Below are 12,475 nucleotides of genomic sequence, written 5' to 3'. Positions count from 1 at the left end.
CACCTGATGTACCGACGCTCCGCCGCGGCCGCCGTCCTCCTGGCGGCCGCCCTGACGCTGACCGCCTGCAGTTCCGACGGCGACGGCAAGGCCTCCGCCGACGCGGCGGGCAAGCCGAAGCCGCCGGCCTCCAGCCCGGTCCCGGACCCCGCGGACGCCTCCACGGCGCCCACCACGGCCGCGTCGCCCGACGCGAAGCCGACGGGGCCGGTCCTGCCGGACGCGAAGCTGACCCCGAAGACGGGCAGCTTCAAGGAGAACGAGAAGCAGTACCTCAGCGGACGCGTCCCGGAGAAGATGGATCCGGCGGTCGTCCTGCAGACCGGTCAGGAGACCTGCCAGCGGGTGGAGCGCACCGCGAAGCGGGACAAGGACGCGGCGGCAGCCGCCATCATCTCCGGGGACGTCACCGGGGCGAAGGACGCCATCAACCTCCTGTGCCCGGAGCAGAAGCCGGTGCTGGCGGTGGCGGAGAAGGGCTTCGGGGACTCCCCCCGGACCACCCCGGCCCCCGGTACCTACCGGGCGCTGACCCAGAGCTCCACCTGCACCTGGGAGGCGAAGGGCAAGGACGGCGCGATCCTGGCCTCGGGCCCCGAGAACCCGCCCAAGGCCGGTGACAGGATCACGGCCACCGTCCCGTCCGGTACCTCCGAGTTCCGCTCGACGGGCTGCTACGCCTGGGTGCCCGCGTAGGCACACCGGTCCGCCACGAGGACGCCGCCGCCCGGTTCCGGGGCGGCGGCGTTTTCACGTCCCGCGCCCGGGTAACCGCGTGGCCACACGCCGAACAGTCTGGAGGCGAACGGTATGCGCGGCATAGGCGGTTGCATCGCCCTGATCGTGGTGGGGGCCATCCTCACCTTCGCGAGCGACTGGCAGATGGAGAGCGTCAACCTCGACGTGGTGGGCGTGATCATGATGGTGGCGGGGGCGGTGGGCCTCGGCGTCTACGCGAGCGTGCTCAAGCGTCGCCGCGCGATGGGCGCCGTCCCGGTGGTGGAGGAACGGCGCGACGTCCTCTGACCCCCGCCCCCACCCGGCGGGCTCAGCGGGCGATGTCCCGGTAGACCGGGAGCAGGGTGTCCAGGACGGCGTCCATCGAGAAGGACATCGCGGCCAGTTCGCGGGCCGCGGCCGAGGCCGCCGCGTTGGCGGCCGGGCCCAGGAGGGCGATGACGGCCTCCGCGACGGCTGCCGCTCCGGGGTCCACGGCGTGCCCGGCGCCGGCGGCCGCGATGTCCCGGGCCAGGCCGTTGGAGTGGGTCACCACCGGGGGGACGCCCACCGCGAGGGCCTCCAGGACCGACATCGGGAACGGCTCGTCCACCGAGGGCAGGACGTAGACGTGCGCCCGGCGCAGCTCCGCGAGGACCTCGGCGCCGGAGAGGGCCCCGGGCACCGTGAAGCGGTCCGACAGACCCAGGCCGGTGATCCGGGCGCGGACCGCCGCCAGTTCCCCCTCGTCCGGGCCCGCCACCACGAAGTGGGCGTCCGGGTGCGCGGCCAGCACGGCCGGGGCCGCGTCCACGAAGTCCACCGGCCGTTTGCGGGCCTGGAGCCGGGCCGAATACAGGATCCGCGGCGGCCCGGACGGGGCCGGGCGCTCCTCCTGCGCCGGAGTGCCGTTGACCAGGCGGACGGCCCGGGGCAGCGGCCCGCGCACCACCGCCTCCAGCCCCGCCCGCTCGTGCGGGGTCAGGTACAGCACGGCGTCGGCGCCGCGCAGCAGGCGGCGTACCGCCACCGCGTCGAGCACCTTGGCCAGGGCCTTCTCGCTTGGGTCCACCATCCCGTGGGTCTGCAGCACCAACGGCTTGCCGGCCCGCAGCGCGGCGAGCGCCACGGGCAGGGTCACCAGGTCCCGGGCGAGGTGGACGTGGACCAGGTCGGCCTCGCGCACCAGCCGGCCCGCCGACGCCAGCAGGGCCGACGAGGTCATCCCGCTGAAGCCGAGCGGCAGGATCCGCCGGGCGGGGAACAGCTTGGCGGGCACCCCCTCCACGGAGTCCGGCCACGGGTCGAAGCCCTCGCCCAGCGCGAGGAGCCGGGCCTCGTGGCCGCGCGCACGCAGCCCCTTGGCCAGGTTCAGCGCCACCCGCACCGGCCCGCCGAAGGCGTGGGAGGGGGAGTGCAGGGTGACGGCGTGCAGGACCTTCGGGGCGGCACTCACTTGGGCTCCTCCACCGGGCGGCGACGCCCGTCCTGGGTCTGCAGGGTCAGCTCCGGCAGGTCCTTGTGGACCACCGATCCGGCGCCCGCCACCGCGCACCGCCCGACGGTCACGCCCGCCAGCACCGTCGCCCGTACGGCCACCCACGCGCCGTCCTCGACCACGATCGGGGCGTTGCGGTAACGGAAGTCGGCGGCGCGGTGGTCGTGCGAGCCGGTGCACAGCATCGACTCCTGCGAGAGGCAGACGTTCGCGCCTATGGTCACCGGCTCCAGGTTCAGCAGCCAGGTGCCCTCGCCGATCCAGGTGTGGTCCCCGACGGTCAGCTTCCACGGCCACAGCACGCGCACCCGGTGGCGGATCAGCACCCCCTCGCCGATCCGCGCCCCGAACGCCCGCAGCAGCGCGACCCGCAGCCGGGCGGGACAGAACCACGCCATGAACAGCGTGTTCATCACCGCGAACCAGAGGGCCTGGGTCAGCAGGCCGCGCCCCTTGTCGTAGCCGGCCAGCGTGAAGGCAGGAAGATCACGCAACAGTCGCCCCTCGTCGTCCACCCCGACGCGCCTCCCCGGGCGCGGAACGCTCAGACTAGACTGCGCGCGGATCACGCACAGGGGTGGGGGCAACAGTGGTGACGGACGTTCGGAAGCCCTCGGCCGCCCCCGAACGGCCGCCCGTGCCCGGCGAGTCGCAGTGGGGCCGGGTGACCACCCCGCGCACCCTGCTCTCCCGCGCGCTCTCGGTCCCCCTCGCCCTCGGGTTCACCGTCTTCCTGCCGTTCTTCGTCGCCGCCCAGTCCGGCGACGGCCAGCGCGACGCCGCCTTCTGGCTGCAACTGCTGCTGGCCATGTACGCGGGCGCGCGGCTCTCGGCCATGGTGCTGACCAGCCGCCGCAAGCTGCTGCAGGGCTCCTTCTGGCTCTTCGTCTACATGGCCATGGGCGTGGCCCCCCTCGCCCAGGCCGTCCTCGGCCGGGTCCCCACGCCCGTCGTCGGCCCCCGCTCCGACCTCACCGTCGCCATCGGCCTGGTGCTGCTGGGCTGCACGGCCTTCGACGTCGGCGTACTGCTGGCCCGTCACCGGCCCGCGGCACGCCGCACGGGAGGCTCCCGCAAGGAGCCGCGACCGGTGATGGTCCACCGGCGGCGCCTCCAACTCCTCACCCTGGTCGCCTTCCTGTGCAGCGCGGCCTTCGTCGCGAAGCTGGGGGGACCGGCGGTCTTCTTCTCCAGCCGCCAGGAGATCATCGCGGGCATCCAGGAGGCGGGCGTCTCCAACGGCGACGGCCAGGCCGGCCAGGCGCTGCTGCGCGGCTTCGGCACCGTGCCGGCCCTGCTCGCCCTGCTCCTGTACACGCGCTGGCTGATCACCTCGAAGTACGCCCGCCGCAAGGTCTCGGTCATCGCCACGACGGCCGCCCTCGCCGTCTTGAACCTGGTCGTCAACAACCCCGTCTCGAACCCGCGCTACTGGTTCCTCACCGTCCTGTTCGCGCTGCTCTTCACGGTCTTCCCGGTGAGCGCCGCGATGTACCGGGTGGCCCTGTCGATGGCCGTGGTGATCGCCCTGCTCGTCTTCCCCTTCGCGGACCGCTTCCGCTACGACGAGAAGAACTACAAGCCCGTCGAGACGACCTCGTTCCTGGAGCCGATGGCGCTCAAGGACTACGACCAGATCGGCATGTTCGCCAACACCATCACCTTCTCCAACTCCGGCCCCGGCCACTTCTACGGGCGCCAGCTGGCCGGATCCGTCTTCTTCGCGGTGCCCCGCTCGGTGTGGCCGGGCAAGCCGCGCGACACGGGCGTGATGGTCGGCCAGTGGATGGGCACGGTCAACACCAACCTCTCCTCCCCGATCTGGGCCGAGCTGTGGCTCGACTTCGGGCCGCTGGGCATGGGTGCCGGCCTCCTCGCCCTCGGGTACGCCGCCGCCCGCGTCGACCGCCGGTACGCCAAGCGCGCCACGCGCCGCTCACCGCCGGGCAGCCTGATCTCCACGGTGGTCCCGCTGGTCGCCGGGTACTCCTTCATCCTGCTGCGCGGCCCGCTCCTCCAGGCGTCCGGACGCGTGGCCATCGCGGGGATGTGCCTCGCGCTCGTGGCGACGTACCGCCACGACAAGGGCACGACCCTGCGCTGAGCGGGCGCCCCGCGGTCGACGGCCGCGGGTGTCCCCTTCCGGCACGGCGGGGACCCGGGTGGTTCAGGCGGCGGTGGCGACCTCGGGGGCGGGGGCTTCCAGCCGGGCCACCCGCAGCCAGCCCGCGCCCGCCTTGGCCGCCGAACCCACGGCCAGGCCCCAGGCGGCTCCCGCCACGCCCCAGGCGGCGTACCCGCCCAGCAGCAGGGCCACCGACAGCAGGGAGAAGACGATCTGGAGGGAGAGGGTGGCCCTGGGGTTCAGCACCCGCAGCGTCAGCAGGGCGCAGGTCCCCAGCCCCATCACCGCGTACTGGGCGCCCGTCGCCGGGAGCAGCGCGGCGGCCGCCGCCCAGGTGTCGCCGAGCAGGTGCCGGCCCAGCCGGTCGGGCAGTGCGTACAGGACGGCCGCCCAGCCGGCGCCGAGCACGGCGAGGGCGGAGCCCATCAGGGCGGTCAGCCGGACCACGCCCCGCTTGCCGGAGGCCCGGCCGACCACCGGCGGCCCGAAGGCGTTCGCCGAGTTGAACAGCACGTTCAGCGGACCGAAGAGGGTGGTCGCACCGCGCAGCGCGCCGACGGCCAGCGGGGTCGCGAACGCCCCGAGCCCGAGCACCGCCAGCTGGCTGGAGCCGTTGCCGACGGCGAACTCGACCACGAACCGCTGCCCCAGGTGCCCGCGCCGCAGGTACGGGCGCAGCTCGGCCCGCGCCCCCCGCACGTGGGGCCGCAGCAGCCACAGGCCCAGCCCCAGCGCGGGCAGCGCCGACAGGCCCCACACCAGCACCAGCCGGCCGGCCGACGCACCGGCCGGCTGCGCCGCCAGCGCCGCGACCACGCACAGCAGCCGCAGCGAGTCCGCGGCCAGCGCCCGCTCGGGCACCCGCAGCGCGGAGAAGCAGTAGCGCAGTCCGTCCTGGACGAGGACCAGCGGCAGGACCAGGCCCAGGGCGAGGAAGGCCCGCCCGGCGTCCCCGGCCAGGACCGGGCCCACCACGGCCAGCACCGCGGCGGCCACCGCCGACGCGGCGGCGGTGAACAGCACGGAGGAGCGGCAGACCGTCGCGAGCCTGCCCCGGACCTCGTCCGGGGGGAGCCCCTCGCCCTTCTCCAGGACCACGGTCTGGCCGACGTAGGCCATGTTCAGGCCGAGGAGCACGCTGAAGGTCACGTACACCATCGAGAAGTCCGCGAAGCCGGAGGCCGAGGACAGCCGGGCCGCCAGCACCAGCACCAGGATGTTCGTGGCGCTGGAGGCGGCCTGGTCGAGGACGGAGGCGACGGCGCCGAGGCCCCGCCGGCTCACCGCCGGCCCGTACGGACCGTGCGCAGGGCGACGGTGTCGCCGCCGTCGCCCGTGGTCTGCGGCCCGGGGTCCGCGGGCTGACGCGTCAGCGGCTGCGGGTCCGGTGCCGGGCCCGGCCCGGTGGCCGGACCGGCGGCCTCGCCGGCCTTCCCGGACGTGCCGCGCCCGCCGCGCTTCTCGGTGACCACGGGCGTGTGCAGGACGGCGCCGAGCACGGTGCCGCCGGCGCCGCCGATGAGCTCGCGGATCCGGGACAGGTCGCTGCGGTGCACCGCGCGCGGGTCGCAGACGACCAGGACGCCGTCGACGCGGTCGACGAGGGCGAGGGCGTCGGCGTAGGAGAGCACCGGCGGGGCGAGCACCACGACGGTGGAGTTGGGGGAGTCGGCCTCGGCGATCAGCCGGGTGGTGCGCGGCGAGGTCAGCGCGCGGGGGACGTTGCGCACCCGTTCGCCGGGGATCAGGTCGAAGGAGCCCGACTCGGCGGCGTCCACGACGAGCTGCCGGCCGTCGGGCCAGTCCGCCTCCCCGCCCGTTCCGGCGCCGCCCGGCTGGCTCCAGCGGGGCCGCCCGCCCGCGTCGGTGGGCAGCTGGCTGGCCAGCACGGGGGTGCGCAGGTCGGCCTCGATGAGCAGGACGTCCTTGCCGGTCTCGGCGAAGGAGGCGGCGAGGTTCACGGCCACGGCGGCGGCGGTCTCGCTGCTGCCGCGCGGGGCGACCACCAGCAGGCGGCGCCGGTCGGCGAAGCGGGAGTCGTAGGCGAGGCGGAAGGCCACCGAACGGTACTCCTCGGCGAGCCGGGGATCGGCCTCGCCGGCCGCGAGCAGCGGCCCGCCGCCGGTCTTGTCCCGGGGCAGCGAGCCCAGGACGGGGGCGCGCAGCGCCCTGGCCACGTCGCCCTCGGAACGCGGGGCCGGGTCGAAGACGAGCCGCACCCAGGCGGCGAGCAGACCGAGCGCCAGGCCCACGGCCGCGCCGAGCGCGAGCGACATGGGGATGCCCGGCCCGTCGGGCGCGGCGGGCGGGGTCGCGGGGCTGGTGACCCGGCCCGGGGTCATGTCCAGGGCCGCGAGCTTGGCGATGTTGCCGTTGAGGGCGTTGACCTTGCTCTGCAGGTCGGTCTTGGAGGACAGCGCCGCGTCACGGGCCGTCCCGGCGGGCAGGTTGTTGGCCTGCCGGGCCGTCTCGTCGAGCTGCTTGGCGACCGGGTCGCGCTGGTCCTCGTAGCCCTTGACCATCTTGTCGCGCGTGGCGTCGAGGGCCTCCTGCCGCTTCAGCAGGTAGGCGGCGGTCATCGCGTTCGCGCGCTTGGCGGCCTCCTTGGGGGAGGCCGAGGTGTAGGTGAAGCGGAGGACCATCGTCTGCGGCGGGTTGGTCACCTGGAGGCCGCCGCGCAGCGCGGCGAAGTCCTTGTCGGCGATGCCCAGTTGCTTCGCCGCCTGCCCGGCCGTGGAGCTGGAGAGCGCGACCTGGCGTTCCGAGCCGATGTTGATGGCCTTGTCGGGGGCCAGGCTCGGGTTGAACGGGTCGTCGGTCGGGGCGCGCAGCACGACGTCGGCGGTCGCGACATAGGTGTCCGCGGTGGAGATGCCGAGGTAGACGCCGCCCAGCAGGCCGATGCCCACGCCCGCGCCGATGAGCCGCCGGTAGCGCAGGAGCTGCTTGAACTGGTCCCGCAGGAGGTCCGGCTCGTCGTCGGCCGGGGCCGCTGCCGGGCGGTTCGTCTCGGTCACGGCTGGAGACCCCCAAGTGCTTCGTCGATCAGTGCGTCGATGCGGGCCAGGCCCGCCTCACGGCTCAGGTGGGCCGCCACGTGGACGGGCCCGGCGGCGCCCAGCGCGTCCGCGCCCTCGGGGTCCTCGGCCAGGGCCCGTACGGCCTTCAGCAGGGCCGCGGGGTCCTCCGGGGGTACGAGCACCCCCGCGCCGGAACGTTCCACCTCCTGGGCGGTCCCGCCCTCGGCCGCGACGGACGCGACGACGGGCCGGCCGGCCTGGAAGTAGGAGGTCAGCTTGGACGGGACGCTCATGTCGAGCACGGCCGCGTGCTGGGTGACCGCGAGGACGTCCGCCGCCGCGAGGATATCGGGGAACTCGCCGTCGGCGGCAGGGGGGATGATGTCCAGGTTCGGCACGTCGGCGGAGAGGTCGGCGAGGGCCGCGCGCTGGCTGCCGTCGCCCATGAGCACGAAACGGACCCGCGGGTCGAGCCGGGCCGCGCCGACGAGGACGTCGAGGCCCTGCTTGAGGCCCATGTTCCCGGAGTGCAGCACCACGGTCTGGCCGGGTGCCCAGCCGAGGTGACGGCGGGTCTCCCCGCGGGGCTTGGTGGGCTGGGGCACATGGGACCAGTTGGGGACCAGCCGGATCCGCTTCGGGTCCACGCCCATGCCCACGACCCGGTCCACGAAGGTCTCGTGGATGACGCCGACCAGGGTGGCGCGCCCCAGGGCGTACGCCTCCGCGCGCCCGGCGAACGCGGCGGCCTTGTCGCCGCCGCTGATCCCGCTCTGCGCGGCCGCGGCCCCCATCAGGTCCTGGACGACCGGGACGTAGGGGACCTTCCACTTCGCCGCGAGCCGGGCGGCGAGCACCCCGCCGGCCAGACTGGGCATCTGGGCCAGGATCGCGTCGGGCTTCGGCATCCGCGGCGGGGCCACCGCACCGTGCAGCAGAATCGATCCTTCAAACAGGGCGCGCCTGACGGCGGTCTGACGCGGCGGCACCGTGTGCGCACGCCGGTGCACGGTGACCCCCGCGCGCTGCTCCGTGCGCCGGAGCGCCCCCTTGTACTCCGGCTCGACGGACCAGGCCGGATAGTGCGGCATCCCCGCCAATACGTGCGTCTCGTGGCCGATTTCGGCCCAGTGCTCCGCGATCTGGGTGGCGTACGGGCCTATGCCCGCATGCTCGGGGGCGTAGTTGGTGGAAACCAGCAGCAGGCGCCGGTGACCGGATGTGGACACTGAACGTCCCCTTCTCCCCTGGATGATGCGCACGTCACCCTATTCGTTCACCCGCAGGGTGGGGAACGTGCGCGCTATTGTCTGCTAATCCGCCGCACCGGGGGGTGCGGCCGCTGGGGGGTAACTGATGACGGAGTACGACATGTCCGAGCGCGGTTCGGCGGCGCGCAGGCCGTACCGGGTGGGCTACGCGCCCGGAGCCTACGACCTCTTCCACATCGGACACCTCAACATCCTTCGCCACGCCCGCAGCCGGTGCGACTACCTCGTCGCCGGCGTGGTCTCGGACGAGATGGCCGAACTGGCCAAGGGCCGCCGCCCGATGATCCCGCTCGTCGAGCGGCTGGAGATCGTCCGCAGCGTCAAGTACGTCGACGCCGCCTTCGTCGAGACGGTCCCGGACAAGGTCGAGACCTGGAAGCAGGTCCGCTTCGACGTGATCTTCAAGGGCGACGACTGGCGGGGCACCCCCAAGGGGGACCGGCTGGAGCGGGACTTCGCCGCCCACGGGGTCGACGTCGTCTACTTCCCCTACACCGTGCACACGTCCAGCACCCAGCTGCGCCGGGCCCTGGACGCGCTCGCGCAGCCCCAGGCGGAACCCCTCACCGCCGAACGGCGCTGAGCTCCCTGAACCACTTCGCCAGGAACGCCAGCAGGAACACCGCGGCGACGGCACCCAGGCCCGCGTACGCCCAGCGGAACAGCGCCCCGCCGCCGAGCAGCAGGAACACCAGGCAGAACACCCCGTAGTCCACGGGCAGCAGGGCCACCGCGCGCAGGGTCGACGGCACGGCGGCGGGGCTGCCCGGAGCCGGCTTCGGCTTGAGCTTCTCGGTCAGCAGACCGCCGAAGAAGGTGACGACCGCGGCGAACTGGAAGCCCAGCGGCACCAGCAGCCAGCCGTCGGAGCCGGTCCCGTACTCCTCGGGGAAGCGGTGGAAGGCGATCAGCACGCAGGCGTGCAGGGCGGTCAGCTTGGCGGCGTCCACGACGTGGTCGAGCCACTCGCCCGCCGCGCTGCCGCCCCCGCGCAGCCGGGCCAACTGCCCGTCGGCGGAGTCGAAGGCGAAGCCGACCGCGAGCGCGGCCCACACGGCGACGCCCAGCCCCCAGGAGGGGGCGGCCAGCGCGACGGCCGCCACGGCGGCGAAGCTGAAGGCGGCGCTGACCAGCGTCACCTGGTTCGGCGTGAGCCCGAGCGCGTACGATCCGGCGGCCAGGTACCGCCCGGCGGGCCGATTGACGAACCGTGAATAGAGCGACACCCCCTTGGCCGACTTCTGCGCCCCGCGCAGTTCCAGCAGCGCGGTCCCGACTCTCGCCATGCGTTCCCCCCTGGTCCCCGGCGATGGCACCCGCGCACGAGTGCACGGGTGTTCGTATGAGGGGCACATCATCGCAGGGCGGCCACGGACTCCGGTTCCGGGCGGCCCGATGCGTCCGGAACCGGCGCCGCGGCCGGCAGACCCGGCCCCACGACACCACCCGCAGCGACAGCGCCCTACGACACCACCCGCAGCAGCAGCACCGACCGGGCCGGGACCGTCAGCCGCTCCCCGCCCCGGTGCCGCCCCGCCGGCGCCTCGGCCTGCTCCTCCTGGGAGGTGTCCAGGACGAGTTCGTACGTCCCCGCCCACGGAGGGCCCGGCAGGATCCACTCCACCGGCCGGTCCCCGGCGTGCAGCAGCGCCAGGAAGCTGTCGTCCGTCACCTGCAGACCCCGCTCGTCCCGGCCCGGGATGTCCCGCCCCGACAGGTAGAGCCCCAGCGCGGCGGCCGGCGCGTACCAGTCCCGCTCCGTCATCTCCGTGCCCGCGGGGGTGAACCAGGCCAGGTCCCGCAGTCCGTCCGCGCCCTGCGCCCGCCCCGAGAAGAACGCCCGCCGCCGCAGTACCGGATGCGCCTGGCGCAGTGCGATCAGCCGCCGGGCCAGCGCGAACAGCTCCTTCCAGGCGGGGTCCTCCAGCAGCGACCAGTCCACCCATCCCGTCTCGTTGTCCTGGCAGTACGCGTTGTTGTTGCCGCCCTGGGTGCGCCCGAACTCGTCGCCCGCCACCAGCATCGGCACCCCGGTCGACAGCAGCAGCGTGGTCAGCAGGTTGCGCAGCTGGCGCCGGCGCAGCGCCCCGATCCCCGGGTCCGCGCTCTCGCCCTCCGCCCCGCAGTTCCACGACCGGTTGTCGTTCGTCCCGTCGCGGCCCTCCTCGCCGTTCGCGTCGTTGTGCTTGCGCTCGTAGGTCACCAGGTCCCGCAGGGTGAACCCGTCGTGCGCCGTCACGAAGTTCACCGAGGCGTACGGCCGCCGCCCGCCCCACGCGTACAGGTCGCTGGAGCCCGACAGCCGGTAGCCGAGGTCCCGTACGTCGGGCAGCGCGCCCCGCCAGAAGTCGCGCACGGCATCGCGGTAGCGGTCGTTCCACTCCGTCCACAGCGGAGGGAACGCCCCCACCTGGTAGCCGCCCGACCCCACGTCCCAGGGCTCCGCGATCAGCTTGACCCGCCGCAGCACCGGGTCCTGGGCGATCACCGCGAGGAACGGCGACAGCATGTCCACGTCGTGCATCGAGCGGGCCAGCGCCGCCGCCAGGTCGAACCGGAAGCCGTCCACCCCCATCTCCGTCACCCAGTAGCGCAGGGAGTCGGTGATCAGGCGCAGCACGTGCGGCCGCCCGGCGTGCAGGGTGTTCCCGCAGCCCGTGTAGTCGGCGTAGCGGCGCTGGTCGGACTGGAGCCGGTAGTAGCCCCGGTTGTCGACCCCGCGCAGCGACAGCGTCGGTCCCAGCTCCCCGGCCTCCGCCGTGTGGTTGTAGACCACGTCGAGGATGACCTCGATCCCGGCCGCGTGCAGGGCCTTCACCATCCGTTTGAACTCGCCGACCTGCTGCCCGGCGGTCCCGCTGGCGGAGTACCCGGCGTGCGGGGCGAAGTAGCCGACCGAGTTGTAGCCCCAGTAGTTGCGCAGGCCCCGGCGCAGCAGGTGGTCCTCGTGCGCGAACTGGTGCACCGGCAGCAGCTCCACCGCCGTCACGCCGAGGCTCGTCAGGTGCTCGACCGCCGCCGGGTGGGCCAGCCCCGCGTAGGTGCCGCGCAGTTCCTCGGGAACACCCGGATGGCCCATCGTGAAGCCGCGCACGTGCAGTTCGTAGATCACCGAATCGGCCCAGGGGGTCTTCGGCCGGACGTCGTCCGCCCAGTCGTCGTCATCGTGGACGACCACCCCCTTCGGGACGAACGGGGCCGAGTCCCGGTCGTCGCGCACCGTGTCGGCGATGTACTGCTGGGGCCAGTCCCGGACGTGCCCGTAGACCTCCGGCGGCAGGGCGAAGTCCCCGTCCACGGCGCGCGCGTACGGGTCCAGGAGCAGCTTCGCCGGGTTGTACCGGGCGCCCGTCCAGGGGTCCCAGCGGCCGTGCACCCGGAAGCCGTACCGCTGTCCGGGGCGGACCCCCGGTACGAAGCCGTGCCAGATCTCGTGCGTGAGCTCGGTCAGGGTGCAGCGGGTCTCGACCCCGTCCCCGTCGAAGAGGCACAGCTCCACGGCCTCCGCGCCCTGCGCCCAGAGCGCGAAATTGGTGCCCGCGACCCCGCCGGGGCCCGGGTGGAAGCGGGCCCCCAGCGGATGCGCGGACCCGGGCCACACGGGTGGCGCCGGATGCGCGGCGGCCCGTAACACCTGTGCCTGGACCCGCTCGCGCACGGAGTCCATGGCGTCCCTTGCCGCGGGGCCGCCCACGGCACTGCTGGCGGCGGCATCCACCGCCTCTTGCTCGGCTGCGCTCGACACTGCCCGCCTCCACGGCTCCTGGTACCGGCGGGGGAGTGCGGCCCGGCGTCCCGGCCAGGCCCGTCCCCGTCTGGTCCTTCCCACTGTTCTGCCCGAACA

11 protein-coding genes are annotated in these 12,475 nt (G+C 74.1%); 4 read left to right on the top strand and 7 right to left on the bottom strand.

The window, feature by feature from the left end:
* The first annotated feature begins 6 nt into the window (after nt 1-6).
* Entirely contained in the window at nt 7-696 is a 690-nt protein-coding gene (locus OG295_RS10215) for a hypothetical protein (protein WP_371676591.1), read from the top strand.
* Nucleotides 697-810: 114 nt separating this feature from the next.
* Complete coding sequence (locus OG295_RS10210; protein ID WP_371676590.1) at nt 811-1,026, top strand: hypothetical protein; 216 nt, start codon at nt 811-813, stop codon at nt 1,024-1,026.
* A 22-nt stretch (nt 1,027-1,048) separates the two neighbouring features.
* Here OG295_RS10210 and OG295_RS10205 read toward each other — a convergent pair whose 3' ends face one another.
* Together OG295_RS10205 and OG295_RS10200 are read right to left on the bottom strand one after the other, a co-directional pair.
* Nucleotides 1,049-2,173 (bottom strand): glycosyltransferase, encoded by a 1,125-nt coding sequence (locus OG295_RS10205; RefSeq protein ID WP_371676589.1) that lies wholly within the window; start codon nt 2,171-2,173, stop codon nt 1,049-1,051.
* On the bottom strand, nt 2,170-2,709 hold the full coding sequence (locus OG295_RS10200; RefSeq protein ID WP_266842390.1) for a WcaF family extracellular polysaccharide biosynthesis acetyltransferase: 540 nt from the start codon (nt 2,707-2,709) through the stop codon (nt 2,170-2,172). Before OG295_RS10200 ends, OG295_RS10205 begins: the two co-directional genes overlap by 4 nt.
* A gap of 95 nt (nt 2,710-2,804) precedes the next feature.
* Between OG295_RS10200 and OG295_RS10195 the strand changes: the two genes are divergently transcribed.
* Nucleotides 2,805-4,319: a hypothetical protein gene (locus OG295_RS10195; protein ID WP_371676588.1), complete on the top strand. Its 1,515-nt coding sequence runs from the start codon at nt 2,805-2,807 to the stop codon at nt 4,317-4,319.
* Between the two features lie 63 nt (nt 4,320-4,382).
* Here OG295_RS10195 and OG295_RS10190 read toward each other — a convergent pair whose 3' ends face one another.
* Genes OG295_RS10190 through OG295_RS10180 form a run of 3 tightly spaced genes read right to left on the bottom strand, consistent with a single transcriptional unit; the run spans nt 4,383 to nt 8,559 of the window.
* Entirely contained in the window at nt 4,383-5,624 is a 1,242-nt protein-coding gene (locus OG295_RS10190; protein ID WP_371676587.1) for a hypothetical protein, read from the bottom strand.
* Nucleotides 5,621-7,357, bottom strand: a complete 1,737-nt coding sequence (locus tag OG295_RS10185; protein ID WP_371676586.1) for a lipopolysaccharide biosynthesis protein — start codon at nt 7,355-7,357, stop codon at nt 5,621-5,623. Before OG295_RS10185 ends, OG295_RS10190 begins: the two co-directional genes overlap by 4 nt.
* Nucleotides 7,354-8,559, bottom strand: coding sequence for a glycosyltransferase family 4 protein (locus OG295_RS10180; protein WP_371681153.1), 1,206 nt, complete (start codon nt 8,557-8,559; stop codon nt 7,354-7,356). The genes OG295_RS10185 and OG295_RS10180 overlap by 4 nt, the downstream gene beginning before the upstream one ends.
* A 157-nt stretch (nt 8,560-8,716) precedes the next feature.
* On the opposite strand from OG295_RS10180, the gene OG295_RS10175 reads away from it, so the two are divergent.
* Nucleotides 8,717-9,214, top strand: coding sequence for an adenylyltransferase/cytidyltransferase family protein (locus tag OG295_RS10175; RefSeq protein WP_356209777.1), 498 nt, complete (start codon nt 8,717-8,719; stop codon nt 9,212-9,214).
* On the opposite strand, the gene OG295_RS10170 is transcribed toward OG295_RS10175, so the two are convergent.
* Together OG295_RS10170 and glgX are read right to left on the bottom strand one after the other, a co-directional pair.
* A complete protein-coding gene (locus OG295_RS10170) occupies nt 9,195-9,917 on the bottom strand; it encodes a CDP-alcohol phosphatidyltransferase family protein (RefSeq protein WP_371676585.1) in 723 nt (240 codons plus the stop codon). The genes OG295_RS10175 and OG295_RS10170 overlap by 20 nt on opposite strands.
* 176 nt (nt 9,918-10,093) lie before the next feature.
* Nucleotides 10,094-12,376 carry a glycogen debranching protein GlgX gene (glgX, locus tag OG295_RS10165; protein ID WP_371676584.1) on the bottom strand — a complete coding sequence of 761 codons (2,283 nt, stop codon included), beginning with the start codon at nt 12,374-12,376 and terminating at the stop codon, nt 10,094-10,096.
* Nucleotides 12,377-12,475 lie beyond the last annotated feature (99 nt).

This window comes from Streptomyces sp. NBC_01276 (assembly GCF_041435355.1).
Classification (GTDB): domain Bacteria; phylum Actinomycetota; class Actinomycetes; order Streptomycetales; family Streptomycetaceae; genus Streptomyces.
This window is presented reverse-complemented; position numbering and strand designations above follow the sequence as displayed.